Source organism: Sorangium sp. So ce590 (assembly GCF_051521365.1).
Classification (GTDB): domain Bacteria; phylum Myxococcota_A; class Polyangia; order Polyangiales; family Polyangiaceae; genus Sorangium.
Window position 1 is genome coordinate 1,372,077 of the sequence record NZ_CP150346.1, and the last position, 25,808, is coordinate 1,397,884.

The window sequence follows — 25,808 nt, forward strand, 5'->3', positions numbered from 1 at the left end:
CGCCGCTCTGGACGCCCCCCCCGACGCGCGGCGTACCACGTTTTCGGCTCGCCGCGCGGGCCTCGCTCAGGGCCGTGGCGTGGAGCGCTGGACGAAGGCGTCGATCGAGCGGCGCGCGACGCTGACCCTGGGGGGAGATCGGGCAGACAGCCGAGCGAGAGGTGAGAAGCCATTCCTCCGCCATCGCCCTCATGCCGTTCACGCCCCCGCCGTCACGAAGTCCACCAGATCGGTCAGGGTCGCTCCCGTGGCGTCAGCGCTCACGCCCAGCTCCTCGGCCGGCAGGCCGAGACGGTTGACCCAGAACGTGGGATAGCCGAACCACCGGGCGCCCGCGGCGTCCCAGCCGGCGAACGGGACGAAGAGGATCTCCTCGCGATCGAGGCCGAACGCGTCGAGCGCCATCCGGTACGCGCGAGGATCCGGCTTGTACGTCCGCGCCCGGTCGGTGCTGAGCACGTGATCGAACAGGCCCCCCAGGCCGGAGCGCTCGATCGCGGCGCCGAGCATCCCCGGCGTGAAGTTGGACAGGAACGAGAGCCGGACGCCCGCGCGCCGCAGCGACTCGAGCGCCGGCGGCACGTCCGGCCACGCGTCGAGATCGAGATACGCCCCGAGGAGCCGCGCCCGCCTGTCCTCGCCGAGATCGAGCCGCAGCGCCCGCTCGGCGAACGCCAGCGCGTCCGCCGTCACCTGCCAGAAATCGACGTACTCGCGGGCCGCGACCCGGAGCCACGTGTACTCGAATTGCCGGGTGCGCCAGGCCTCGCTCAGCAGGGCTCCCTTGCCCGGACAGAGCTCCTCGGCGAGCGCGGCGATCGGCCGCGGGTCGAGGATAGGAAAGGCGTCGAAGGCGATGGCCCTGATCTTCGGGCCCGCCGCCGGCCGCGGCGGCGCCGGCCCGCGCTCGGCGACGCACGAGGCGGTCATGGCCGGCGGGGCCGAGCCCAGGATGCCTGTCGCGGCGGTCCCGGCCATGCGGTTGAGGAATTCACGACGACTCGAATGCATGCTGTCCTCGATCGGATCATCCGATGTGAAGCGCGCGGAATCACGCGGAGAGGAGGCGACGACGCGCCAGGGCACGCGGAGACGCGCCGGAGACGAGCGCGCGAATGCGTGGAGGAGAGCATGCGCGCTCCGCCGTTGCCCGGCGATCCGCCATCGCCGTATACTCGCCATGCATCTTTGCATGGCGCGGCGCGCTCCCGGGCAGCCGCGCCCCGCGCGCGAGAGCCATGCTCGACTGGGACGATCTGCGCTACTTCCTCGCCGTCGCGCGGCACGGCAACCTCTCGGCCGCCGCGCGCGCGCTCAAGGTCACCCAGCCGACCGTGGGGCGGCGCATCGACGCGTTCGAGCGGCGCCTCGGGGCGAAGCTCTTTCAGCGCTCGCCGTCGGGGTTCGCGCTCTCGGCCGCGGGCGAGAGCGTGCTCGGCCACGCCGAGCGCATGGAGCAGGGCGCGCTCGCCGCCGAGCGCGCCGCCTCCGGCCGCGACGCCGGCCTGAGAGGCCACCTCCGCATCACCGCGTCCGAGTGGCTCGCCGTCCGCGTCCTCGGGCCGCTGCTCGTCCCCTTCCTCGCGCGCCACCCCGCCATCTCCGTCGACCTCATCGCGGATGCGCGCTGGCTCAGCCTCCCGCGGCGGGAGGCGGACATCGCCCTTCGCCCCGCCGCGTTCGAGCACCACGAGGTCTTCCAGCGCGAGGTCGCGCGGATCGGGTTCGGCCTCTACGCCTCGGAGGCCTACCTCGCCGAGCGCGGCCTGCCCGACTGGGACCGGCAGTGCGAGGGCCACGCCCTCGTCACGATGAACGACGAGCCGCCGGCGATCGCCGATCTGTCGTGGCTGCGCGCCGTCGCCGCGAAGGCCCGCGTCGCCGCCCGCACCAACGGCCGCGAGACCCAGGCGACCATGGGGGCCGCCGGCGTCGGGCTCGTCTGCCTGCCGCGCCCCCTGGGCGACGCGACGGCGGGGCTGCGCCTGCTCTCGCCGCCGTCGCCGCCGCCCGAGCGCGCGCTGTGGCTCGGGGTGCACCGCGACACGCGCGGGGTGCCGCGCGTCAAGGCGCTCGTCGCGTTCGTCCTCGACGCCCTCGGGCCGCTGCGCGGCGCCCTGCGGCCCGGCGCGCGGCCGCGCGAGACCCGGTGACGCGCGCCCCCGGCTACCGGTCCTGGCCGAGCTGACACTCCCTGTGCGCCTTGAAGGCAGGCGCGCAGTCCACGTACACGAATTCGGCGTCGCACGCCGACTCGCGGGAGCCCAGGCACTCGAAGAGCGGATCGAGCCACGCCGAGATCTGCTCGCAGGTCGTGAACGACCCGATGTGGACGATCCCGCCCATGCAGTCGAAGTACGGCGCGGCCAGGGCGTTGCAGGGGCGCGGCTCCGAGAGCAGATCGGCGCAGGCCTCGCGACAGCCGGGCTCCCGGCACGCCGTGTCCTCGAAGAGGTCGCAGAAGAAATTGCACGAGGCCCTCACGGACTCGGCCGATCCCGTCCCGCTGGAGCTCGCCGTCTGCGGGCCCGCGCTCGCGCTCGACGTCGCGTTCGAGGTCGCGCTCGCGCCGGCGCCCCCGGAGCCGTCGTCGCCGCCCGGGGAGCCGTCGAGCACCACGTTTCCGCCGCAGGCGCTCGCCCCCGCGAGCGCGACGAGCGAAGCCAACCGCGCTGAAAGCAGCGTCGTTCTCATCCCCGGAAGCCTACACCCGGGCGGGCAGGGGAGGGGCGCTCGCCGCCGGGCGCCCCCGGCCGATCACTCCACCGCCTGCGACTGCTCGATCGCGTCCTCGCGGCGCTCCCGGCGGTTGCACGCGAGCACCTTCTTGCGGACGCGCACCGCGTCGGGCGTGACCTCGACGAGCTCGTCGCCGTCGATCCACTCCATCGCCGTCTCGATCGTGAGCAGCCGCGGGCTGGCCAGGAGGACGTTCTCGTCCTTGCCGTGGTTGCGCACGTTCGACAGCTTCTTCTCCTTGATCACGTTGACGTCGGTGTCGTTCGGCCGGTTGTGCTCGCCGATGATCATCCCCTCGTAGACCTCGACGCCGGGGACGATGAAGAACATCCCGCGCGGCTGGAGGTGGTGCAGCGCGTACGGGGTCGCCACGCCGACGCGATCGGCGACGATGGCGCCTGTCGGGCGGCGCATCATCGGGCCGCCCCAGGGCGCCCAGCCGTCGAACATCGTGTTGAGCAGGCCCGTCCCGCGCGTCGCCGTCAGGAACTCGCCACGGAAGCCGATGAGCCCGCGCGACGGCACCCGGAACTCGAGGCGCGCGCGCCCGAAGCCGGGGTTCGTCATCTTCACCATCCGGCCGCGCCGGCCGCTCAGGCGCTCGGTCACGATGCCGACGTAGGTGTCCGGCGCGTCCACGACCACGAGCTCGACCGGCTCCATCACCTCGCCGTTGATCTCGCGCGTCACGACCTCGGGGTTCGAGAGCTGCATCTCGTACCCCTCGCGCCGCATCGTCTCCACCAGGATCGCGAGCTGGAGCTCGCCGCGGCCGAGCACCACGAACGTGTCGGGCACCTCGGTCGGCTCCACCCGGATCGCGAGGTTCTTCATCGCCTCGCGCTCGAGCCGCTCCTTCAGGTGACGGCTCGTCAGGTACTTCGACTGCTTGCTCTTGCCGGCAAACGTCGACGTGTTCACGCCGATCTTCATCTTGATCGTCGGCTCCTCGACAACGATCCGCGGCAGCGCCTCGGGGCGCGCCAGATCCGCGATCGTGTCGCCGATCGTGACCGCATCGATCCCCGCGATGGCGATCACCTCGCCCGCGACGGCGCTCTCGACAGCGACCCGCTTCAGCCCCTCGTAGGCGTAGAGCATCTTCACGTAGCCGCGCGACTGCCCGTCCTCGCCGAGGAGCGCGACGTCGGCGCCGGACCGGGCGGTGCCCCGGACCACGCGGCCGACCGCGAGCCGGCCCACGTAGTCGTCGTGGGTCGTGTTGCTGACGATGACCTGGAGCGGCCCGTCGGGGTCGCCGGAGGGGCCGGGGACCCGCTCGAGGATGGTCTCGAAGAGCGGCACGAGGTCCGTGGCCTCGTCCTCGAGCTCGCGCTTGGCCTGGCCGAACTTCGCGACCGCGTAGAGCGTCGCGAAGTCCATCTGCCCGTCGCTCGCCTCGAGATCGCAGAAGAGGTCGAACACCTCGGAGAGCACCTCGTGGGCGCGCGCGTCGCTCCGGTCGATCTTGTTGATGACGACGATGATCGGGAAGCCGCGCTGGAGGCACTTCGAGAGCACGAACCGCGTCTGCGGCAGCGGGCCCTCGGCGGCGTCGACGAGGAGCAGCGCCCCGTCGGCCATCATCAGCGTGCGCTCGACCTCGCCGCCGAAGTCGGAGTGGCCGGGCGTGTCGACGATGTTGATCTTGACCCCGCGGTACCGGATGCTCGTGTTCTTCGCGAGGATCGTGATGCCGCGCTCCCGCTCGAGGTCGTTCGAGTCCATGACCCGCTCGGCCACGACCTCGTTTTCCCGGAAGGCGCCCGACTGGCGGAGCATGTGATCGACGAGGGTCGTCTTCCCGTGGTCGACGTGGGCGACGATGGCGATGTTGCGGAGGTCGTTACGCGGCATATATGTACAGCGGCGGCCGTGTAGCACGCGCTCCACGAAGGAGCGAGCCCATCCTCGCTAGAGCTCGAACGTTCGGCCCGCACGCCGGACGTCGCGCAGGGGTCGAGCAGGCCTCACGCGAGCGGCGCGAGCGGCGCGAGCGCTGCGAGCGGAGCGGGCGAGGTGAGCGGGAACGATTGACAGCCGGAGGGGCGCCACCTTAAGGTGCGACCGCGCTGGTGCCTGGGCGCCTGTCCAGGCTGAATAGGGAACCCGGTGAAATTCCGGGGCTGCCCCGCAGCGGTAAGCGAGAACGACCTCCCACGACAAGCACTGGCCCGCGAGGGCTGGGAAGCGGTGGACAGTAGGAAGCCGGCCCGGCCGGAGCGCTCGCGAGCCCGAAGACCTGCCAGCGCCCGGCGACGGGGAGACATCCGATGCCGGTTCGACCTGGGAGCCTCGAGGGAGGCGGTTAGGTCCGAGCCGGTGCATCTCTGCGCACGTCCCGGATCCCGAACCGCCCCCCGCGATGCCTTTCGGTCGCCCGTGGGGGCGAGAGGTCGGTCCAGCGCATCGCGCCGGATTCGCATTTTCCTCCCCGCGGAGCTCGACACGAGCGGCCCGCCGCCGCTCCGCGCGATTGCAGCGAAGGAGGACATGAATGCTCCGCGAGACGGTCACGATCGGCCACGCACACCGCCATCCGCTCGGTCGGATGGCCGCACTGGCCCTCTTGCTGGCCGCCGCGCGGCCGGCGCGCGCCGAGGCGCCCGCGGACGGGGGCGCGCTCGAGGTCACGGTGCAGGCGGAGAAGCCGGGCAGCGAGGCCGCCTCGCGCGTCTCGGTCGGGCACCGCGAGCTCGAGCTCAGGCCCGGCGCGCGCCGTGTGCGGCGAGGGCGAGCAGGGCGGCCTGAACCCGCCGCCCTCCGCCTTCGGACAGCCGTGCATCGATCATTTCGGCGCGGTCGATCCGACCGAGGGCGGGTCGACCGCGCGGCACATGGGGTCCGTCTCCCTCTCGACCGCGTGGCGGGACGCCGACCTGAGCGCGATGGCCTACCTCCTCAGCTATCGCTTCACGCTGTACTCGAACTTCACGTTCTTCAGCGAGGACCCCGACCACGGCGACCAGATCGAGCAGAACGACGACCGCACCGTCGCAGGCGCCGATCTCCGGTTCCGCAAGCAGTTCGAGCTCGGGGGGGCGAGGTTCACGACCTCGCTCGGCGCGCAGCTCCGCGCGGACGGGATCGACAAGTCGCTCCACCACGACCAGGCGCGCGAGCGGCTCGAGGAGAGGGACCGGACCCACATCGACGAGGGCCAGATCGGCGTCTACGTCGAGCAGGACGCCCGGCTCCGGCGCTGGCTCCGCCTCGTGCTCGGCGCGCGCGGGCAGTGGATCGACGTCAACGTGGACGATCTGCGCGAGGACCTCCAGGCGACCGGGAACAGGTCGAGCGGCGTCCAGGGGCAGATGCAGCTCCTCCCGAAGCTCACGGCGATCGTCTCGCCGATCGACGGGGTCGATCTCTTCGCCCACTACGGGCGCGGCTTCCACTCGAACGACGCCCGGGGCGTGGTGCTGGCCCAGGGGGCGGCGACGCTGATCACCCCCGCGATGGGCTACGAGGTCGGCGCGCGGGTCGCGCCCGTGCGCGGCCTCTCGCTGAGCGCGGCCGGGTTCCTGCTCGATCTCGACTCCGAGCTGGTCTGGAGCGGCGACGCCGGCGTGACCGAGGCGTCGGGGCAGACGCGGCGCTACGGGGTCGAGATCGGCGCGCGTTACCGGCTCGGGAGCTGGCTCTTCGCCGACGTGGACGCGACCTTCACCCGCGCGCGCTTCCGCGTGAACGCCGGCAACGCGAGCGCGGTCGCCCTCGCGCCGACCCGGACGCTGACCGCGGGGGTCGGCGTCCGCCCGACGTTCGGCGCGTTCACGCCGTTCGCCGCGCTGCGGGTCAAGGCGATCGGCGCGCGGCCCGCGACCGAGGACGAGTCGCTCACCGCCGAGGGGTTCACGGTCGTCGACGCGAACGCGGGGCTCCGGTGGAGGAACGTCGAGGCGGCCGTGGACATCCAGAACCTCCTCGACACGACGTGGCGCGAGGTCCAGTTCGCGAGCGACTCGCGGCTGCCGTACGAGCCGGCTGCGGTCACCGGGATCCACTACTCGCCGGGGTGGCCCTTCACGGCGATCGGGCGGGCGACGCTTCATTGGCAGTAGCCCCAAGGCGCGCGCCGTTGCGATGGCGCGCGCCCTGCGCTTCCATGCCGCCCTCCCCGTGAGCCCCCCGCCGCCCTCCCAGCTCCGCGCCCCGCGCGCGCCGCGCGCCCGCGCGGAGCTCGTCGCGACCGGCTGGGAGCTGTTCTCGGCCCTGCTGTTCCTCTCCGCCGTCGTCCCCGTGGCCCTCACCACGCCGTGGCCGGCGATCCTCCTGCTCGCCTCGATGGCCCTCTCGGCCGCGCTCTCGGGCGTGCTCGTCCGCCGCGGCGACCGCGGCTTCGCCATCGCCGCGGCGATCCGCACCCTCTCGTGGCCGCTCGCGGTCTCGCCGCTCGCCTTCATGGGCGCCCCCACCGCGCCCTCCTCCTGGCCGGGTCCGCTCGGGATCGGCCACGCGACGCCCCCCTCGTGGCTCGGCCTCCTGGTCACGGCCGTCGCCTTCGGCGTCATGGCCGGCGGCATGCGCCGCGCCATCTACCGCAGCCTGCTCCGCGCCGACGCGGCCGACGGCGGCGCCTCCGAGGCCGACTCGGCGCGCGCCCTCGCCGCGGCGCTCCGGCCGAGGCTCGCCGAGTCGGCGACGGCCGCCGGCATCGTCGGCGGGCATGTCATGCTGCTCTTCTGCGTCGCGTTCCTCCGCACCCAGAGCCAGGTCGTGTTCCAGGCGTGGTTCGAGGTCGTCCCCCTCCTCGCGCTCTCCGGCACCCTCGGCTTCACCCTCGCCGTCCGCCCCGCCACGCGCCCGATCGTCGCCGCCCTCCGGGCCGGCCCGTCCGGCGACCGCGCCCTGCTCGGCCGCGGCCTCACCCGCGCCGAGCGGCTCCCCGACGTCCTCGCTTCCCTGAACTTCGCGCTGTGGCTCGGGTGCACCGCGATCGGCATCGCCTACGTGCGCCCCGGCGCCACCTTCAGCCCCGGCGCCACCTTCAGCGTCGCCGACGCGCTCATGCAGCTCGGCTTCGGCGCGCTCTTCGCCTTCGGCGTCTCGTTCTACCAGCGCGCGTGGCACAAGGACTCGGTCGCGCGGGCGGTCGACCTCCTGCGCGCGTGGACGGGCGCGCCCGAGCGCGGCGGCGCGGCCCCGATGCCCCTCCGGCGGCGCATGCTCCGCGACTTCGGGCTGCCGCTCCTGTTCACGGGGCTCCTCTCGCTCTTCTCCTCGATCGGCCTCTACCGCGCGCTGGCGACCGGCTCGTCCTTCGACGAGGACTTCAACGCCATCACCGCGCTCTTCGCCTCGTTCTCCCTCCTCGTGCTCGCCGCCCTCGGCGTCGTCGCGCGGGCGGCGCGCGAGCTGTCGCGGCCGATGGCGCAGCTCGCCCGCGCCGCCGACGAGGTCGCGCGCGGCGAGCTCGACGCCGCGGTGCCGCGCCTGTCCGGGCCGAAGGAGGTCGTGGGCCTCGGCGAGAGCGTCGAGCGCATGCGGCAGGCGCTGTCGCGGACGATCGCCGAGCTCGAGGGCGAGCGCGCCGGCCTCGAGGAGAACGTCGCCGCGCGCACCGCGGAGCTCACGCGCGCCCTGTCCGAGCTGAAGCGGGCGCAGGCCGCGCTCATCCATGGCGAGCGGCTCGCCTCCATCGGCGAGCTCGTCGCCGGCGTCGCGCACGAGATCTACAACCCCCTGAACGCCATCGCCGGCGCCGCTCAGCCGATCGAGGAGCTCGCCGCCGAGCTCCGCGCCGTCCTCGACGCCTACCGCGCCGCCGAGCGCGAGCTCCCGGACGACCGCCGCCGCGCGCTCGAGGCGCTCCGCGCGCAGCTCCAGACCGAGGCGGCGCTCGACGATCTCGTCGGCATCTCCACGCTCGTCCACCGCGCGGTCGAGCGCAGCGTCCGCATCGTGACGAACCTGAAGAGCTTCTCGCGCGCCTCCGGCGAGCCGCTGCCCGTCGATCTGCACGCCGGGCTCGAGGAGACGCTGCTCCTGCTCGGCCCGCGCCTCCGACAGGCGCGCATCGAGGTGATCAAGCGCTACGGCGAGCTGCCGCTCGTCACCTGCCAGAGCGGAGAGATCAACCAGGTGTTCATGAACCTCCTCGTCAACGCCATCCAGGCGCTGGAGGAGGCGAGCGCCGCGCCGCCTGCGCGGGCCTCCGCCCCGCCGGCCGGGGCGGAGGGGGCGGGCGAAGGCGAAGCGGCGCCGGGCCCGCCCGGCGCGCATGCGATCTGCATCGAGACCTGGCTCGACGAGGACGAGGACATGGCGGCCGTCGCGATCTCCGACAGCGGCCCGGGCGTACCGCCCGACCTCGCGCAGCGCATCTTCGATCCGTTCTTCACCACGAAGCCGCGAGGGCAGGGGACGGGCCTCGGGCTCTCGATCTCGACGGACATCGTCCGGCGGCACGGCGGCACGCTCGCCCTCGTCGCCGCGGATGGCCGCGCTGGAGATCTGCGCCATGGCGAGCGCGCCGGGGCGCGCTTCGTCTGTCGCTTGCCCCTCGATCCTCGCCCGGGGAGCGCGCGTCTGCAAGGCGATGCGCCCCCGCCTGCGCGGCCGTCTGCAGCCGGCTGCCCGCCTGCGGAGGCTTGCCCGCCTCCACCGTTATCCGTGGACGCTCGAATGCGCGCAATCGGCGCCGGTCTCCCACCCCACCTCCACGCGGAGCGCGCTCCAGATTCCTCCCCAACCGGACCGCGGGCCCATAGACCGGCTGTTTCAAACCGGATACCTTCAGCGAGCGATCCGACTCACCGCACAGCGCAATAAGCCCCCTGAGAGACGCGAACCGCCCTTCTGGGGAGCGCTGAGGAGAAACGAAGGCACCATGGAGCGCGCGATTCAGCGACCGGCAGGTCCCAAGGCTTCGAGCACCGATCCGTTGATCGGTAAGGTCGTGGCCGGCAGGTACCGGCTCGAGGCACGGCTTGGCGAAGGCGGCATGGGCGTCGTTTACCGCGCCCGTCACGTGCTGATCGACCGGGTCGTCGCCCTGAAGCTCATCCGGCCCGATCTCCGCGGAGAGACCCATCTCCGCGCGTGGATGCTGCGCGAGGCGCGCGCCGCAAACCGCGTTGACCACGCCCACATCATCGATATCCACGACATCGGCGAGACCGAGGAGGGCGAGCTCTACCTCGTCATGGAGTACCTCGTCGGCACGCCGCTCTCGGCGGAGCTCGCGCGCGGCCCGATGCCGATCGCGCGATCGGTGGACATCCTCGAGCAGATGTGCGCCGCGCTCGCCCGCGCCCACGACCTCGGCGTCGTGCACCGCGATCTGAAGAGCGACAATATCCTGCTCACCCACCGCGGCGGCCGGAAGGACTTCGTCAAGATTCTCGACTTCGGCCTCGCCGCCATCGCGCGCGACCCGCGCCTCGCCCCGAAGGGCGCGGTCTTCGGGACGCCCGAGTACATGTCGCCCGAGCAGGCCCGCGGCGAGGAGGCGACGGCGCAGTCGGACCTCTACGCGCTCGGCGTGCTCTTCTTCGAGATGCTCACCGGGCAGCTCCCCTTCCGCGCGAACGACCGCGACACCCTCCTCGAGATGCAGCGGACCCACGCGCCGCCGCGCCCCCGCTCGATCCGCCCCGACGCGCACTCGCAGGGCGAGGCGATCGTCCTGCGCCTGCTCGAGAAGGACATCCGCAAGCGCTACCGCGACGCCCATCACCTCCAGGAGGAGCTGAAGGCGCTCCAGCGCGGGCTGCCGGCCCACGCGTGGGAGGTCGAGGGCGGCGACGGCGTGCCGCTGCCGCCGCCGCCGCCGCCGCCGCAGACCGCCGGCGTCATCGAGTGGGCGAGCCGCGCGGCCCTCTTCTCACGCATGGTCTCCCGCGCCTATCCGTCCGGGCAGGTGCCGCAGGAGGTCCAGAACGGCCTCGCGCAGGCCTGGGACCTGGCCGCGCGCGCCAACAAGCTCGAGGGCGAGGTCGCGAGCCTCACCCGCAAGCTCGAGGCGCTCGAGCGCCGCGGCCGCGCGCTGCGCGCCGAGATCGGCCGCAAGGTCGAGGAGCTTGCGCACGAGGAGTCGCGCGTGATGCGCGAGGCGATGGCCGACGGCGAGGACGTCGAGAAGGTCCGCGTGGAGCTCGCCGCCGCCGAGAAGCTCGCGCTGTCCGGGCGCCAGCTCGCGGACGTGGCGGTCCGCCAGGGCAACCACGATCCGCTCGTCTACGAGCGCGCGGGCGCGGCCGGCGCGACGGCGCAGGCGAAGCGCGAGCAGCTCGGGCGCTACGAGCACAAGAAGAACACGCGCGAGGCGAACGCGCGCGACCTGCGCCGCCAGATCGACGAGCTCCGCGCCCAGCTCGCCCGCTACGCCGAGGCCCTCGAGGAGGATCTCGCGCAGGGGCGCGAGCGCGTCGCCGCGCGCACGCGCGAGGGGCTCGCCTACGAGAAATCGTTCAGCGAGGCCTCGAACCTGCTCCTGAGCCACCTCCGCAACAAACCGGAATGCCGGGATCTCGTGGCGGAGCTCCTCACGTCGCACGCCAGCCCCAACGCGGACTCGGGCTCGGATCAACGGCTCTCCGGCTCGGACCGGCGCCTGAACACCGCGACCGAGCGCAACTGAACGCGCGCTGAACGCCGCCTGAACACGACAATCCGCGGAGGAGCGCGACCCCGCGCGCTCCGTTTCATTTTCCTGCGCGATCTCCCTACGCGATCGCCCGACGCCGCGGCGGTGACAAGGGCTCTTGTCCTGCGCATGCATCGCACCCTCTCGACGGCGTCTGCGACGCATGGTAGCTAGCGCGCGCCTCGGCGGTCCTGGTCACGGTGGAGGCTTGCCCGGCAGCACTGGGTACCCCGACACCACCGGTCGCTGAGGGGCGAGGCTGTGCTGAAGCGTCGGCGTTAGAGCAAGAACCCCTCCGGCAGCGCGCCGGTTCCCTTCCCCTTTACGCAGGCGGCCAACCCCTCGGAACCACGAAGCTGCGGGTGGCGATGGCGCTGCCCCCGGCCTCGGATTTTGCGATGGAGGCACACCGTCCATGAACGTCATCCGGTCTCGAAAGGCCTGGCTTGCACCGCTGCTGGCCGGGCTCGCCGCGCTCGCCCTGCTGCTCAGCGGCGGGCTGGCCAGCGCCAGTGAATCCGATCTCATCCTCCCCGACCTGAGCTCCCAGTCGTTCGGCGGCATCGACGGCCGCACGCTCCTCCTGGGCGGCATCGGCGTCTGCGTACTCGGGTTCGTGTTCGGGCTCGTCACGTTCTCGCAGCTGAACAAGCTCCCGGTCCACCGCGCGATGCGGGAGATCTCGGAGCTCATCTACGAGACCTGCAAGACGTACCTCGTCACGCAGTTCAAGTTCATCCTGCTCCTCGAGGTCCTGATCGGCGGGGTCATGGTCCTCTACTTCGGCGTGCTGCGCCACATGGAGGCCACGAAGGTCGTGGTCATCCTGCTGAGCAGCATGGTCGGCATCGCCGGCAGCTGCGGCGTCGCGTGGTTCGGCATGCGCATCAACACGTTCGCGAACTCGCGCGCCGCGTTCGCGAGCCTCAAGGGCAAGCCGTTCCCGACGTACGCCATCCCGCTCAAGGCGGGCATGAGCATCGGCGCGGTCCTCATCAGCACCGAGCTCATGCTCATGCTGATGATCCTGCTCTTCATCCCGGCCGACTACGCCGGCCCGTGCTTCATCGGCTTCGCGATCGGCGAGTCGCTCGGCGCCTCCGCGCTCCGCATCGCGGGCGGCATCTTCACGAAGATCGCCGACATCGGCTCCGATCTCATGAAGATCGTCTTCAACATCAAGGAAGACGACGCGCGCAACCCGGGCGTCATCGCCGACTGCACCGGCGACAACGCCGGCGACTCGGTCGGCCCGAGCGCCGACGGCTTCGAGACGTACGGCGTCACCGGCGTCGCGCTCATCTCGTTCATCCTCCTCGCCGTCCCCGACACGGGCGTCCAGGTCCAGCTCCTCGTCTGGATCTTCGTGATGCGCATCGTGATGGTCCTCGCGAGCATCGGCTCGTACCTGCTCAACGAGGCGATCGCCAAGGCGTCCTACGGCGACGCCGACAAGATGAACTTCGAGGCCCCGCTGACGCGCCTCGTCTGGCTGACCTCGATCGTGTCGGTCGTGCTCACGTACGCCGTCTCGGCGTTCATGATCCCGAACCTCGGCGGCGACCCGACGCTCTGGTGGAAGCTCTCGTCGATCATCACCTGCGGCACCCTGGCGGGCGCCATCATCCCGGAGATGATCAAGATCTTCACCTCGACCGAGTCGCGCCACGTCCGCGAGGTCGTGACGGCGTCGCGCGAGGGCGGCGCCTCGCTGAACGTGCTGGCGGGCCTGACCGCCGGCAACTTCAGCGCGTACTGGATGGGCATCGTCCTCGTCGTGCTGATGGGCATCTCGTACTTCTTCGCCATGATGGGCCTCGGGGCGCTCATGATCGCCGAGAGCGTCTTCGCCTTCGGCCTCGTGGCGTTCGGCTTCCTCGGCATGGGCCCGGTGACGATCGCCGTCGACTCCTACGGCCCGGTGACCGACAACGCGCAGTCGGTGTACGAGCTCTCGCTCATCGAGAGCGTCCCGAACATCGAGGCCGAGCTGAAGAAGGACTTCGGCTTCACCCCGAACTTCGAGAAGGCCAAGCACTTCCTCGAGGAGAACGACGGCGCGGGCAACACGTTCAAGGCGACGGCGAAGCCGGTGCTCATCGGGACGGCGGTCGTCGGCGCGACGACGCTGATCTTCTCGATCATCGTCGTGCTCACGAGCAAGCTGACGATCAACGTGGACAAGCTCTCGCTGCTCCACCCGCCGTTCCTGCTCGGCCTCGTGACGGGCGGCGCGGTCATCTACTGGTTCACCGGCGCGTCGACCCAGGCGGTCTCGACCGGCGCTTACCGCGCGGTCGAGTTCATCAAGGCGAACATCCGCCTCGAGGGCGTGGAGAAGGCCTCGATCGCCGACAGCAAGAAGGTGGTCGAGATCTGCACGCAGTACGCGCAGCGGGGGATGTTCAACATCTTCCTCGGCGTCTTCTTCTCGACGCTCGCCTTCGCCTGCCTCGAGCCGTTCTTCTTCATCGGCTACCTCATCAGCATCGCGCTCTTCGGGCTCTACCAGGCGATCTTCATGGCGAACGCCGGCGGCGCCTGGGACAACGCGAAGAAGCTCGTCGAGGTGGAGCTGAAGGAGAAGGGCACGCCGCTCCACGCGGCGACGGTCGTCGGCGACACCGTGGGCGACCCCTTCAAGGACACCTCGTCCGTCGCGATGAACCCCGTCATCAAGTTCACGACCCTGTTCGGCCTCCTCGCGGTCGAGCTGGCGATCGAGATCGACCGCACGACGAGCCTCGTGCTCGCGGCCATCTTCTTCGTGCTCTCGACGGTGTTCGTGTACCGCTCCTTCTACGGGATGCGCATCCACTCGGGCGACGAGAAGGCCGCCGCCGTCGGCGCCAAAGCCGCGGCCTGAGCCGGGCGACCCCCTCCTTCCGCGCTTCCCCTCCCTCGCGCGCTGACCTCCCCCGCCGCCGCTCGTCCACGGGCGCGCCGCCGGGGGAGGGCCTTGCACCCAGCGCGCCTGCACTCTAGTGACCCTTCATGCGAGCGCTCTGCCCCTCCTGCGGCTTCCATCATGAGGTGGTCCGGGTCCTCGAGGACGGACACGGTGAGGAGCGCAAGGACGTCTATCAGGTCGCGCCGCTCGTCAGCTGCGAGCGCACCTGGATCTCGGACAAGGAGTTGCTCGAGGCGCGCGCGCGCTTCGGTCAAGACGTCGTCGTGCCCGACGACGACGACGATGCGTAGCGCCGCGCCGGCGAGCTCCGCGGCGTCGGCGTGCCATGCGGCGCCTCCGCTGGTGATCTCGCGCGCTCTACCGCCCTGATCTCGCGCTTCAGCGACGAGCGGCGGATCGCGCGCCGCGCGATCCGCGTGGCGTCTGACAAGAATTTGTCGCACTCGTCGCACCGGGGCGTCACCGTCGGCGGGCATCGTCTCCGGCCAATCCCCAGCGAAGAGGATGCGATGATGACGAGGCGGACCCTGAGGACGGCGTTGCTCCTGGTGCTCGCGAGTGGCCTTGCCGCGATCGGGAGCGGTTGTGGCGAGGATGGCGCTCCCGGCGAGGACGGGGCGCCGGGCCGGGACGGGGCGCCGGGCCGGGACGGGGCGCCGGGCCGGGACGGGGCGGACGGCGCCGACGGCGGGCCGGTCCAGGACGGGCAGCCGGGGCCGAAGGGCGATCCCGGCGAGGACGCGCCGCCGCGGACCCACGCCGCGAGCCTCGCGGACTACGTGAAGGAGCGCGTGGAGATGTTCGCCGCCGGCGCCTTGCCCGCGGGCGAGCAGTTCCCGCTCGACGCGGCCGCGACCGACACCCTCCGGACGCTCGCCGGGGTGCGCTCGGACGTCGTGGTGACCTGGCTCGATCCGCTGACCTTCAGCACCGCGCCGGACGCGCCCCGGTTCGGCGCCAACAACGACTACACCGCCTTCTTCGGCCAGGGGTGGTCCGTCACCGCGGACAACGCGCCGCAGTGGAACGGCTCTGGCACCGCGGGCTGGCTCTGGGTCAACCACGAGTACGTCTCTGGAAGGAGCCCGACGGCCACCTCCGCGCCGACCGGGCAGCACCTCACGCTGGCGCGGCACTTGAAGAAGCTCGGCGTCCTCGCGAACGACGTCGAGGCGAGCGTCTGGTCGCAGGAGGACGTCGACACGTACATTCGCTGGGAGAAGAGGGAAGTCGGAGGCTCCTGGCTCCGGACCGTGCAGGATCCGGCGACCGGCGCGTGGTCGGTCGACCGGAGCGCGAAGGCCGTTCGCTACGACGCGACGAGCAAGACGCTGAGCCGGATCGCGGGGCACGAGCTCTCGAGCCCGGGCAAGGACGACACGACGGGCGAGCCGCTCCACGAAGGGATCGTGGCCGGCATCATGGGCGACTGCGCCGGCGGGCAGACGCCCTGGGGCACGGTGATCACCGCCGAGGAGAACGTGCAGGACTACTACGGCGATCTCGAGGCGAGCTGGTCGAGCGATCAGAGGTTCCTCACCGGTCGGGGCTTCGACCCGGGCGCGCGGGTGAGCCCGATCTTCGAGGCGAGCACCAGCGCGGAGTTCGGGCGCATCTCGGATCCGAACGGCCGGCAACCCCGCGACCACTACGGCTATCTCACCGAGATCGACCCCGGAAAGCCCGGTGGCGAGTACGACGGCAAGACGGAGGCAGGCACGGGCCACAAGAAATACGGCTTCATGGGCCGCGCCCGCTGGGAGGCAGCGACGTTCGCCGTCGACGGCGACTGGAAGCTCGTGCCGGGGCAGCCGATCGTGATCTACGGGACCGACGATCGCCGCGGCGGCCGCATCTACAAGTACGTGACGGCCGGCAACTACACGGCCGGGATGGCGCGGGCGGAGATCCGCGGGCTGCTCGACGAGGGCAAGCTCTATGCGGCGCACCTCGCGGGGCTCGACAACAGGACTGGCAACACCCTGCTCGCGACCGGCGCGGCCCCGACCGAGGCGGCCCCCGGCACGGGGCAGTGGATCGAGCTCTCGGTGGACAGCGCCGCCGTCGCGCCGAACGCGGCCGCGCTCGGCGAGGCGACCAGGACCGTCGGCGCCGCGCTGCGCGACGTCAACTGGAACGGGATCGGCGGCTTCGAGACGGACCGCGACGTCGCGCGCGCGCTGTTCACGGCGAGCAACAAGGTCGGGATCATGGAGCTGAACCGGCCCGAGGACATCGAGTGGAACCCGCGCGACCCGAGCGGCACGCCGCGGATCTACGTGGCGTTCACCAACCACACGGGGCAGACGGCGCTCGATCAGGAGGGCAAGCTCCACGATCCGGCGACGCACGCGACAACGTCCCCGAAGCGCGCGGACGCCGTGGGCTGGCTCCTCGCCTTGGAGGAGGCCGATCCGGCGAACCCGGGCGCGTCGATCGCGTTCCGGTACTTCGAGGTGTGGCACGGCTCGAAGGCGCAGGGCGACTTCGACGCCTCCTGCCCGGACAACCTGCTCCTCGACCGCGAGGGCGGCGTGTGGTTCGGCACCGACGGCAACGTCGGAGTCGCCGCGCACGCGGACGCGCTCTACTACCTCGATCTCGATCCCACCCACCGCGAGGGCCAGCCCGGCGTGGTCCAGCCGAGCTTCGGCAAGGCGTTCCGCGTGGTGGCCATGCCGAGCGACGCGGAGGCGACCGGCCCGTCCTTCACGCCCGACATGGGCTCGATCTTCATGTCCGTGCAGCACCCCGGCGAGAACGCCTACAGCACCTGGCCGAAGGGCGACGGCGCCCTTTCGAGCGTGATCGCGCTCACCTTCCTGCCCGAGTGAGCTCCATGCGTAGTCGCCGCGAACGCCTGCTGTCCGCGTCCCTGACCTTCGCGGCGATGTCCGCCGTCCTCGTCGCGGCCGCGCGCTGCGGAGGTGGCGACTACGATCCGCTCGCCACCGCGGTCGCGCGCGCGGGGCACGCGGGCAACCCCGAGGCGTCGATCCCGCCGATGTGTTACGCGGTGACGGCGGGCGGCGCGAACGGCTGCTGGACGTGCCACACGATCGGGATCGGCCCGAACACGCTCGCGGATCACGACCTCCAGCGCGCGTACAGCTTCTCGGACGCGGCGCGGAGGAACCCCTGGACCCACCTGCTCGAGGACCTCTCGGCCGCCGCCGCCCGGACGAGCGACGCCGAGATCCTCGATTACATCCGGGAGGACAACTACGCGCCGCTGCGCAAGGCGCTCGCCGCGCGCCCGGATTACCCGGGCTATGTGCCCGATCTCGACCTCGAGGCCGGCTTCGATGAAGAGGGCTTCGCGCGTGACGGGAGCGGCTTCCGGGCGGTGCGGTACAAACCGTTCCCGGGGAGCTTCTGGCCCACGAACGGCAGCGCCGGCGACGTGTTCGTCCGGCTGCCGGCCGTGTTCCGCGAGGACGCCTCCGGCGCGCCTTCGCGCGAGGTTTACAAGCTGAACCTCGCGCTGCTCGAGGCGGCGATCGCGTCCCCATCGCCCTTGCCCAGGGAGGGCGACGCGCCGCCCGCCGAGGCGGCTGCAGGGCGGGAGGTCGAGCCGGTGAGCGAGCTCCTCGCCGGCTTCGATCTCGACGGCGACGGCGCGATCGAGCCCGCGGTGACGCGCGTCCTTCGCCTGCCCGCGCGGTACGTCGGCGGGGCGGCCGGCGTCCCGGTTCGCGCGTGGATCTACCCGCGCGGGGCGGAGCTCCTTCACTCGGTGAGGTACCTCGATCCGGACCGCCCGACGCTGCTCTCGGCGCGGATGAAGGAGCTGCGTTACGCGCGGAAGGTCGACGAGCCGGACGACTGGGCGATCGCGCGCGCGTACGAGCGCGAGGCCGAGGAGAAGGAGGAGGGGCAGCCGCCGTTCCACCCTGGCGCGCCCGAGGTCGGCCTGCGGAACGCGTTCGGCTGGCAGATCCAGGCGTTCATCGAGGACGAGCGGGGCCGGCTGCGGCTGCAGACCGCGGAGGAGCACCGCGCGTGCATGGGCTGCCACGGCGCCGTGGGCGTCACGGTGGATCACACCTTCTCGCTGGCGCGCAAGGTGCCCGGCGCCGCCGGCTGGCGGCACCAGGACCTGCGCGGCATGCCCGACGTGCCGCAGGCCGGCCACGCGGAGCCGGAGGTCCTGACCTACCTGCGCCGCGCCCGCGCGGCCGACGACTACCGAGGGAACGAGGAGATGCTCGCGCGCTTCTTCCCTGGCGGCGCGCTCGACGAGGCGGAGGTGCGGCGCGGGGCGCGAGGAGGAGATCGCGATCTCGCGTACCTCGTGGCGCCGTCGCGCGAGCGGGCGCTCCTGCTCGACAAGGCTTATCGCGTCCTGGTCCGGGCGCAGCGCTTCGAGGCGGGGAGGGACGTCGCGCTCGGGCCCGTGAAGGGGATCCTGCGCGTGGTGGAGGTCGAGTCGACGGGGCTTGAGGAGGCGAAGCGGGTGTACGTCGACGGGCGGGCTCACCTCGCCTGGTGAGGTCTGGCGGAACGAAGAGACGAGGGCCGCCAAGGCGCCAAGAGAGAAAAAACGCCAAGGCGCCAAGGCGCCAAGGCGCAAGAGAGAGAGAGAGAGAGAGAGAGAGAGAGAGAGAGAGAGAGAGAGAGAGAGAAAATCTCTCGGCCTCCGAGCGTCGTCTTTTTCTTCCGCGACTGACCCTTTTCTTCCTTTTTGCGCCTTTGCGCCTTTGCGCCTTTGCGCCTTTGCGCTGTATTCTCCTCTCGATCTGACCCGTCGAGCTCACAGGAACCCCGGAAGATCGTTGATCTTTCCCCCATGCGCCTCACCTCCGGCGCCACCCCGGCGAGCGCGCTGCCCCCGGTGCGCTAGGGTGGCGCCCTTTCTCGGTTCTGCGATTCCGGTGCCCCTGTGAACCTCGCTTCTTCCCCTCTCGCCGCCGACGGCGCGCGGTCCGAGCTGCGCGCCCTCGCGCGCCTCGCGCTGCCGATCGCGGTGGCGCAGGCGGGGCTCGTCGCGATGGCGCTCGTCGACGTGGCGATCGTGGGGCGCGTCTCGGTCAACGAGCTCGCCTCCTGCGCGATGGGGAGGACGATCGTCCACACGTGCAACGCGCTCGGGATCGGCATCTCGGCCGCGCTCGATCCGCTCGCGTCGCAGGCGATCGGCGCCGGCCGCCCCGGCCAGGCGTGGGCGGCGCTGCGCGCGACCCTGCGCGCGAGCCTGCTCGTCAGCGTCGTTGCGCTCGGCGCCGCCCTCGCGGCGACCTCCGCGCTCGCGCCCATGGGCGTCGACCCGGCGCTCGTCCCCGGCGTCCGCCGGTACATCCTCGGCCACGCGCTGTGGATCTTCCTCTGGCCGGTCTTCCTCGCCGGAAAGAGCTTCCTCCAGGCCCACGGCGCGACGCGGCCCGCGCTCGTCGCCGTGATCGCCGCGAACGCCGTCAACCTCGTCGCCTGCAACCTGATGGTCCGCGGCGACGAGGCGCTGCGCTGGGTGGGCCTGCCGCCGCTCGGCCTGCCGCAGCTCGGCGCGCTCGGCGCAGGGCTCGCCGCGAGCCTCGCCAGCGTGGTACTCTCATCGATCGTGCTCCTCTCGGCGCAGCGCCGGCGCGCGGCGTCGCCCGGGAAGAAGGAGGACGACAGCGCGGTGCCGGTCGCGGTGATCTACCGGCTCGGCGTCCCGATCGGGCTGCAGCTCCTCGCCGAGGTCGGCGTGTTCGGGATGACGGCGCTGCTCGCCGGGCGGCTCGGCGCGACCGTGATCTCGGCGCACCAGATCGCGATCGGGCTCGCCGCCTTCGCGTTCATGGGCGCCATCGGCGTCGGCGGCGCCACCGCCGTCCGCGTGGGGCACGCGATCGGCGCGGGCCGGTCGCCGCTGCGCCCCGGCCTGCTCGGAGTCCTGCTCGGCGCCGGCATCATGTGCGTGAGCGCCTCGACGTACGCCGCGTTCCCCCGCGCCCTGATCGGCGCGTTCACCCCGGACGCCGACGTGCTCGCCATCGGCGTCCCGCTGCTCCGCATCGCCGCGCTCTTCCAGCTGTTCGACGGCGTCCAGGCGGTCGCCGCCGGCGCCCTGCGCGGGGCGGGCGACGTGCGGTTCCCCTTCTGGGCCAGCCTCGGAGCCCACTGGGGCCTCGGCCTGCCGCTGTCGATCGGGCTCGCCTTCGGGCTCGATCTCGGCGTCCGCGGCCTCTGGTTCGGGCTCACCGCCGGGCTCGTCGCCGCCGCGGGGGTCCTCTCGGCGCGCTTCGTCCGGCTCGCCCGCGCGCCGGTGGCGCGGGCGCTGCCGCACGCCGGGTGACGCGCGCGATCAGCTCGGCGCGAGCGGCCCCGGCGCCTCGGGCGGCTGAGCGGCCAGCGGCCGGTTCTGCCCGTCGACGCGGAGCACCCGCGGCTCGTGCCGCCGCGCCTCGGCCTCGTCCATGTCCGCGAACGTCGCGATGATCACGAGGTCGCCGGGCTGATTGAGGTGCGCCGCGGCGCCGTTGATGCAGATGACGCCCGACCCGCGCGCCCCCGCGAGCGCGTAGGTCGTCAGCCGGGAGCCGCGCGTCACGTTCCAGATGTCGACCGCCTCGTAGGGCAGGATGTCGGCGCCCTCCAGGAGGTCGGCGTCGATCGTGACGCTGCCCTCGTAGTGCAGATCCGCGTGGGTCACGGTCGCGCGGTGGATCTTGCTCTTGAACATCCGTCGGTTCATGCGTGCTGACCTCTGCTCCTCCCTGCTCGGGCCGTCGCCGCGCGCCGCCGGCCCGCGAGCGAGGCGCGCGCCGCCCACCGTTGAAGGACAGCCTTTCTCCTTAGTCCAGGTGGCGATCAGTCAAGGAACAATCGCTGCCGGAGGAGCCGGCCGCCCGCGAGCTGGACGGCGCCCTCGGCGGGCAGCGCCTCGGCGTCGATGGACGGCGAGCCGGGCTGGCCGAGCACGAAGACGACCTCGCACGGGCCCGCCGCGACGTCCCTGAAGAGCGCCTCGCGCGTGCCCGAGACGCGCGCGCCGCCGCCGCCGTCGAGCTCGATCTCCACGGGCCACGGGCGCGTGTTCCCGCCCTGCAAAAGGAACGCCCTCACGGCGACCGGCGCGTGCACGCGCGCGCCCGGCGACAGCGCGATCGTGAGCCGGGCGCCCCTGCCGACGTGGGGCGGGGCGCCCGGCTCACGATCGCGCTGCTGCGGGCCGCCGCCGAGGGTCGTCGCGATCGTGTAGTCGGGGAGCGGGGCAGCGCCCGGCGCGAACGGCGCAGGCCGCAGCGCGAGCAGCGACACGAGCGCCGCCGACACGACCCACCCGGCCACGCCCACGGCCGTGCGCACCCGCGCGCGCGCCCGCGGAGCGCTCCGCCGCTCGACGACCAGCTCGGGGCCCACCGGGCCCGGGCGCGGCGCCAGGGCGCCGGCGTCCATCCCGCCCGGCGCGCGCTGGGTCGGCTGCCCCGGGGCCCCGCTCGGGCGCGCCTCGCGGGGCGGCTCCGAGGCCCCGGGCGGCACCGATTCGCCGCCGAGCGCGCGACAGACGGGCGCATCCGTGGTCGACGGCGAGCTCGTCCCGCTGAGCGAGTCGGCGTCGGCGCCCAGCAGCGGCGCGTCGGCGACGTCGCCCGCCTCCTCCGCCTCGCAGTCCCACTCATGGGGGCTCCGGAAGCGGACCCCGGACTTCCGGTCGACCAGCGGCCGCGCCAGCGACGGCGGCGCGGGCGCTTCGCCGGGCGCATCCCGGAGCTGGGCGACCAGCTGGTCGGCGAGCCGCGCGCGGGTCTCGTCGTCGAGGGGCAGCCGCGCCTCGCGCTCCTCCCGTCCTGCGCTCGCGGAGGACGCCGCGGCGTCGCCGGCCTCCCGCGGAGCGCTCCGCGCGTCCTCCGGGCGGGCCTCCTCGGCGAGCCTCCGCCGGCTCGGATCGCCCGGCGGACCCTGCTGCGCGATGCGCGTCAAGGCGCGCAGCAGCTCGTCGTCGTCCATCAGCCGCTCCCCGCGTCGGGCCGCGCTGCAGAGCGCTCGGGCTGCCCGCACCGGCGCAGCAGCGCGGGTGCGACACGAGGAACCAGAAGGGAGAGGCGCTGCTCGCCGGGCGCCAGGGGGGCCTCCCCGTTGCTCCGATCCGCCTCGTGGATCAGCGCGAGCGGAAGCTCAGGCATCTGATTCCCTTCCCCTGGGGCTCGAAGAGCCCCAGTTTGCCATCGACGTTATCCGGTCCGCGCGGGGCCCGTCAATGGAGCAGACGGGCGCCGCTGTGTTGTTAGCGCTGTCCGCGCTGTTTGCGTCTCATCCGTCTCTCACGTCTCTCACGCCTCTCGCGCCTGCCTCGTTTCCGGCTGCGCTCGCTGCAGCTGCAGTGCGAGATCGTTTTGCAAACGGCTCTGATATTTTCTCACGAGGGCGCTTACTTTTTCTCGCGGCTCGCGCTGGTCGCATCGCCCGTCAAGGGCCGCACGGTGTCGCCGACGATCTCCAGCGCCGCCGGCTTTCCGCCGTAGTGCGTGGCCATGCCGACGTCGATCCGCCAGACCTTGTCGCCGCAGGCCGAGGTGATGCCGTTCCTCTGGACCGTGTGGCCCACGACCATGCGCTTCGCGGACATCGCCGCCAGGACCTTGTCGAGCGCCGCGCAGGGGCTCGACCCCGGCGTCGGCGGCGGATCGGTCGAGTAGAGGCGCGCCCACACCGGGCTGTCCTCGGCCGCGATCACGCCCGGCGTGGACGGGCCCTTGCCCTCCATCCACGCGCGCACCTCGCGGTTGATCCGCGCCACGCCGTAGCGCGTGTGCGACGGGAGCACACCGCCGTGCGCGAAGACGGTGTCGCCGACCGTGATGATCACGTCGCGCGCCGCGAGCTTCTTGGCGTAGACACCGCCGGGGACGAACGCGGCGGCGCGGGCGCGCGCGGGGGGCGGCACCGGCGTGAGGCGCGGGGACGAGGCGTCGAGCCCGGGCACGTCCTCGAAGTCCTTGAAGCCGCCCTCGGTGACGTAGCGGAAGTCCAGCTGGACGTTCATGACCTCGTGGTTGCCGTTGAGCGCGTACACGGCGCCGCCGGCCGCGCGCGCCTCGGCGGCGAGGCGATCGAAGAGGTCGACGATCTCCTGCTCGCCGTCGCCGCGGTCGAGCTCGTCGCCCGTCTGGACGAGCACGAGCTTGCCGCCGCTCCAGCGATCCGAGCCGTCGATCGCGCCCGCGAGCCGCAGGGCCGCGCGCGTGGCCGCGAGGTCGCCGTGGACGTCGCCGATGGCCACCACGCGGTCGGCGGCGGGGTAGGCGTAGGAGCGGTCCGCGTCGGGCGGCGGCGCGGGCGCGGCGCCGGCGGGAGCGGCCGAGGTGGCGGCGGGCGCGGGCCTCGGCGCCGTCGAGGCCGGGCGATCGGCGTCGCAGCCCGCGGCGAGCAGCGCGGCGAGCAGCGCGGAGAAGCAGGGAGCGGCTGACATCGGACGCGTTCCTCCGGGGGGATGGGCCTTATGTACTACGCGGCGGGTGGGCGCGCTGCGGCGAGCGGCGCGCGGGCGGCGCGCCGCAGCGCGCGGTCAGGCCGGGAGCTTGGCGGAGAGGAAGGATTTCAGCTTGATCAAGTTCTTCGCGTCGCGGCTGAACGTCGGTGCGGTGTAGCTCGACGCCCAGCCGGTGATCTCGTGCATGAACGAGGCGCGGACCTGCTCGTCGCCGAGGATGTCGTCGACCGTGCGGCCGCGCGCGGCGCCCCTCTCCAGCGAGCGCACGTAGCCCTTGAGCCGCGCGTGGTCGCCGCCGAGCAGCTCCGCGATGAGCTCCGCGTCGCGCGCGAGCCGCGCGAGGGCCGGCACCTGGTCGCGCAGCTCCGGGCTCTCCGCCGCGGCGAAGGACGCGGCGACGCGCAGGACGAAGGCGTCGTCGAGGAAGCCGAGATCCTCGATGCCGTCCGGGATGAGATCGAGCGACTTGAAGAGGTAGTTGAGGCCGGCCGCGAGCGAGCGGCGCGCGGGCTCCGGGCTGTCCGGCGAGGCGAGCAGGCCGGCCAGGTCGGTCGCGTCCGAGGCGAGGCTGCGCAGCCACTCGGGGAACGTGTCGAGACAGCGGTCGTCGAGATCGGTCATGGGATCCTCCCGGCGGGGAGCGGGAGGGTAGTCCGACCGGCGCGGCGCCGTCCACGCCGTCGATGCAAACGACGGCGCGCCGGCGGGCGGCGGGCGCGTGCGGCGGCGCCGGACCAGCGATGCGCGCCGCGCGCCTGGTCATGCTTGAGCCCCCCGCGCGTGCCGCAAGCTGGGCGGCGACGACCAGATCGAGCGCGGTGCCCTCCGGCAGGTCGGTGGGTTCGTTCACGACGATGCGACCGTTCTGAACGCGGGCCTTGAGCGCTTGGACGGAGAGAACTCTACCGCCGTCACGCTGCGCCGCACTCGCCGTGCTCCGCGGCGCCGTCGGTGTCCCTCGCACGTCCCGCTCGCCTGCGCCCCCGCCCCTCGCCGTTCCTGCCCCGCCGCTACCCGCCCGTCGCGCCGACGCGCCCGGTGACGCTCGCGCTGGCGCGGACGCTCACCTGGATCCGCACCGACGCGCTCGTCGACGCCTCGGCCGCCCCGGCGACGCACGCGAGCGCGCGCGTGCCCGCGCCGCCCACGATCCGCGGCAGCGCGGCGCCGACCTGGACCACCGTCTGGGCGTCGCCGAGGAGCCGGCGCCCGAGGGCCACCTCGGCGTGCAGCAGCGCCGGCAGGTTGACCTGCAGCGTCGCCGCGAGCCGCGCGGCCATCTCGGCGCCGTGCGACGCGCGCACCTGGACGAGCGCCGGCGTGCAGGCGGCGTGGACGTCGGCGTGCGCGCGGCAGCTCGCCTCGCACTCCGCGTCGGCGCTCGGGGGGCGCACCATCCCGGCGCACTGCGGCGCCTGCCAGGTGCCCTCGCAGCGCGCGTGGCACGTGGCGTCGCAGCCGCCGTCGCACTCGCCATGGCACTGGCCCACGCAGCGCCCCTGCGCGTCGTAGGCGGAGCACTGCCCCCGGCACTGCCCGGTGCAGCGCCCGTCGCACTGCCCCGTGCAGCGGCCCTGGCAATAGCCGGAGAGCCGCGCGGGCTCGCACTGCGCCACGATCTGCCCCGGATCGAGCTGCACGTCGCACGCGCCGCTGCAGCGCGCCCCGGCCTGGGCGTTCGCCTGGCACATCGGCGGCGTCACCGCGACCTGCACCGCGGCGCCCTGGCGCAGGATGGCGTCGATCGCCGCCGAGACCGGGCCGCAGGCGCCGCTCGCCTGGCCCCCCGCCTCGTCGCGCGGCGCCATCTGCGCGGGCGGGATCCCGAGGTCCGCGCCGATCCGGCGGCAGGCGTCGGCCACCTGCGCCTCGATCGCCGCGGACACGGCGGCCATGTCCTTGGCCGCTTGCACGAACGTCCGCACCTTGGCGTTGGCCCGCGCGTCGGCGGAGAACTGGGCGCCGAGGACGTCGCCCGGCCCGCGCAGCTCGGGGCAGACGGCTTCGCCCACGCCCTCCAGGTGACCGAGCTCCGCGCAGCTCAGGCCGGCGGACGACGCGACGACCGCGAGGGCAAGCAGCCCCCGGACTGACGACTGGGCAACGGCCATCGGCGTGCTCTTACCACAGCTGCCGAAGGTCGGAGACGAGGC

18 protein-coding genes and 1 riboswitch are annotated in these 25,808 nt (G+C 72.8%); of the genes, 9 read left to right on the top strand and 9 right to left on the bottom strand.

Annotated features, from left to right (window positions below; translation table 11 throughout):
* Positions 1-198: 198 nt before the first annotated feature.
* Positions 199-1,011 (bottom strand): haloacid dehalogenase type II, encoded by an 813-nt coding sequence (locus WMF28_RS05035; RefSeq protein ID WP_437600901.1) that lies wholly within the window; start codon positions 1,009-1,011, stop codon positions 199-201.
* Between the two features lie 227 nt (positions 1,012-1,238).
* Between WMF28_RS05035 and WMF28_RS05040 the strand changes: the two genes are divergently transcribed.
* Positions 1,239-2,153 (top strand): LysR family transcriptional regulator, encoded by a 915-nt coding sequence (locus WMF28_RS05040; protein ID WP_437600902.1) that lies wholly within the window; start codon positions 1,239-1,241, stop codon positions 2,151-2,153.
* A 13-nt stretch (positions 2,154-2,166) separates the two neighbouring features.
* Here the strand turns inward: WMF28_RS05040 and WMF28_RS05045 are convergent, their stop codons facing one another.
* Positions 2,167-2,694, bottom strand: a complete 528-nt coding sequence (locus WMF28_RS05045; protein WP_437600903.1) for a hypothetical protein — start codon at positions 2,692-2,694, stop codon at positions 2,167-2,169.
* Positions 2,695-2,757: 63 nt separating this feature from the next.
* Positions 2,758-4,596 carry a translational GTPase TypA gene (gene typA, locus WMF28_RS05050; RefSeq protein WP_437600904.1) on the bottom strand — a complete coding sequence of 613 codons (1,839 nt, stop codon included), beginning with the start codon at positions 4,594-4,596 and terminating at the stop codon, positions 2,758-2,760.
* 199 nt (positions 4,597-4,795) lie between these two features.
* A riboswitch (cobalamin riboswitch) is annotated at positions 4,796-5,003 on the top strand.
* A gap of 456 nt (positions 5,004-5,459) precedes the next feature.
* Here typA and WMF28_RS05055 point away from each other — a divergent pair.
* The 8 genes from WMF28_RS05055 (at position 5,460) to WMF28_RS05090 (ending at position 20,517) form a co-directional block, all read left to right on the top strand.
* On the top strand, positions 5,460-6,803 hold the full coding sequence (locus WMF28_RS05055; RefSeq protein ID WP_437600906.1) for a TonB-dependent receptor domain-containing protein: 1,344 nt from the start codon (positions 5,460-5,462) through the stop codon (positions 6,801-6,803).
* 22 nt (positions 6,804-6,825) lie between these two features.
* Complete coding sequence (locus tag WMF28_RS05060) at positions 6,826-9,513, top strand: ATP-binding protein (protein WP_437600907.1); 2,688 nt, start codon at positions 6,826-6,828, stop codon at positions 9,511-9,513.
* A 58-nt stretch (positions 9,514-9,571) separates the two neighbouring features.
* The gene (locus WMF28_RS05065; RefSeq protein ID WP_437600909.1) at positions 9,572-11,323 is read left to right on the top strand and encodes a protein kinase domain-containing protein; all 1,752 of its coding nucleotides are present in this window, start codon (positions 9,572-9,574) and stop codon (positions 11,321-11,323) included.
* 421 nt (positions 11,324-11,744) lie between these two features.
* On the top strand, positions 11,745-14,195 hold the full coding sequence (locus WMF28_RS05070; protein ID WP_437600910.1) for a sodium-translocating pyrophosphatase: 2,451 nt from the start codon (positions 11,745-11,747) through the stop codon (positions 14,193-14,195).
* A 128-nt stretch (positions 14,196-14,323) separates the two neighbouring features.
* On the top strand, positions 14,324-14,530 hold the full coding sequence (locus tag WMF28_RS05075) for a hypothetical protein (protein ID WP_437600911.1): 207 nt from the start codon (positions 14,324-14,326) through the stop codon (positions 14,528-14,530).
* 219 nt (positions 14,531-14,749) lie between these two features.
* On the top strand, positions 14,750-17,074 hold the full coding sequence (locus WMF28_RS05080; RefSeq protein WP_437600912.1) for an alkaline phosphatase PhoX: 2,325 nt from the start codon (positions 14,750-14,752) through the stop codon (positions 17,072-17,074).
* A 5-nt stretch (positions 17,075-17,079) separates the two neighbouring features.
* Positions 17,080-18,732, top strand: coding sequence for a hypothetical protein (locus tag WMF28_RS05085; RefSeq protein ID WP_437600914.1), 1,653 nt, complete (start codon positions 17,080-17,082; stop codon positions 18,730-18,732).
* Between the two features lie 390 nt (positions 18,733-19,122).
* Positions 19,123-20,517 (top strand): MATE family efflux transporter, encoded by a 1,395-nt coding sequence (locus tag WMF28_RS05090; protein ID WP_437600915.1) that lies wholly within the window; start codon positions 19,123-19,125, stop codon positions 20,515-20,517.
* A 9-nt stretch (positions 20,518-20,526) separates the two neighbouring features.
* Here WMF28_RS05090 and panD read toward each other — a convergent pair whose 3' ends face one another.
* The 6 genes from panD to WMF28_RS05120 form a co-directional block, all read right to left on the bottom strand.
* On the bottom strand, positions 20,527-20,916 hold the full coding sequence (panD, locus tag WMF28_RS05095) for an aspartate 1-decarboxylase (protein WP_437600916.1): 390 nt from the start codon (positions 20,914-20,916) through the stop codon (positions 20,527-20,529).
* Positions 20,917-21,032: 116 nt separating this feature from the next.
* On the bottom strand, positions 21,033-22,172 hold the full coding sequence (locus WMF28_RS05100; protein WP_437600918.1) for a hypothetical protein: 1,140 nt from the start codon (positions 22,170-22,172) through the stop codon (positions 21,033-21,035).
* The gene (locus tag WMF28_RS05105; protein ID WP_437600919.1) at positions 22,172-22,348 is read right to left on the bottom strand and encodes a hypothetical protein; all 177 of its coding nucleotides are present in this window, start codon (positions 22,346-22,348) and stop codon (positions 22,172-22,174) included. Before WMF28_RS05105 ends, WMF28_RS05100 begins: the two co-directional genes overlap by 1 nt.
* Before the next feature lie 245 nt (positions 22,349-22,593).
* Positions 22,594-23,634 carry a metallophosphoesterase gene (locus WMF28_RS05110; RefSeq protein ID WP_437600920.1) on the bottom strand — a complete coding sequence of 347 codons (1,041 nt, stop codon included), beginning with the start codon at positions 23,632-23,634 and terminating at the stop codon, positions 22,594-22,596.
* A gap of 96 nt (positions 23,635-23,730) precedes the next feature.
* Positions 23,731-24,276 (bottom strand): DUF1232 domain-containing protein, encoded by a 546-nt coding sequence (locus WMF28_RS05115; protein ID WP_437600921.1) that lies wholly within the window; start codon positions 24,274-24,276, stop codon positions 23,731-23,733.
* Between the two features lie 389 nt (positions 24,277-24,665).
* Entirely contained in the window at positions 24,666-25,766 is a 1,101-nt protein-coding gene (locus tag WMF28_RS05120; protein ID WP_437600922.1) for a hypothetical protein, read from the bottom strand.
* Positions 25,767-25,808: the final 42 nt, after the last annotated feature.

Excerpts from the sequence above, each read along its gene's own strand:
- WMF28_RS05110 (WP_437600920.1), bottom strand. The coding sequence starts at position 23,634 with ATGTCAGCCGCTCCCTGCTTCTCCGCGCTGCTCGCCGCGCTGCTCGCC.
- typA (WP_437600904.1), bottom strand. The coding sequence starts at position 4,596 with ATGCCGCGTAACGACCTCCGCAACATCGCCATCGTCGCCCACGTCGAC.
- WMF28_RS05040 (WP_437600902.1), top strand. The coding sequence starts at position 1,239 with ATGCTCGACTGGGACGATCTGCGCTACTTCCTCGCCGTCGCGCGGCAC.
- WMF28_RS05060 (WP_437600907.1), top strand. The coding sequence starts at position 6,826 with ATGGCGCGCGCCCTGCGCTTCCATGCCGCCCTCCCCGTGAGCCCCCCG.
- WMF28_RS05065 (WP_437600909.1), top strand. The coding sequence starts at position 9,572 with ATGGAGCGCGCGATTCAGCGACCGGCAGGTCCCAAGGCTTCGAGCACC.
- WMF28_RS05070 (WP_437600910.1), top strand. The coding sequence starts at position 11,745 with ATGAACGTCATCCGGTCTCGAAAGGCCTGGCTTGCACCGCTGCTGGCC.
- WMF28_RS05120 (WP_437600922.1), bottom strand. The coding sequence starts at position 25,766 with ATGGCCGTTGCCCAGTCGTCAGTCCGGGGGCTGCTTGCCCTCGCGGTC.
- WMF28_RS05100 (WP_437600918.1), bottom strand. The coding sequence starts at position 22,172 with ATGGACGACGACGAGCTGCTGCGCGCCTTGACGCGCATCGCGCAGCAG.
- WMF28_RS05105 (WP_437600919.1), bottom strand. The coding sequence starts at position 22,348 with ATGCCTGAGCTTCCGCTCGCGCTGATCCACGAGGCGGATCGGAGCAAC.
- WMF28_RS05035 (WP_437600901.1), bottom strand. The coding sequence starts at position 1,011 with ATGCATTCGAGTCGTCGTGAATTCCTCAACCGCATGGCCGGGACCGCC.
- WMF28_RS05075 (WP_437600911.1), top strand. The coding sequence starts at position 14,324 with ATGCGAGCGCTCTGCCCCTCCTGCGGCTTCCATCATGAGGTGGTCCGG.
- WMF28_RS05045 (WP_437600903.1), bottom strand. The coding sequence starts at position 2,694 with ATGAGAACGACGCTGCTTTCAGCGCGGTTGGCTTCGCTCGTCGCGCTC.
- WMF28_RS05085 (WP_437600914.1), top strand. The coding sequence starts at position 17,080 with ATGCGTAGTCGCCGCGAACGCCTGCTGTCCGCGTCCCTGACCTTCGCG.
- panD (WP_437600916.1), bottom strand. The coding sequence starts at position 20,916 with ATGAACCGACGGATGTTCAAGAGCAAGATCCACCGCGCGACCGTGACC.
- WMF28_RS05115 (WP_437600921.1), bottom strand. The coding sequence starts at position 24,276 with ATGACCGATCTCGACGACCGCTGTCTCGACACGTTCCCCGAGTGGCTG.
- WMF28_RS05080 (WP_437600912.1), top strand. The coding sequence starts at position 14,750 with ATGATGACGAGGCGGACCCTGAGGACGGCGTTGCTCCTGGTGCTCGCG.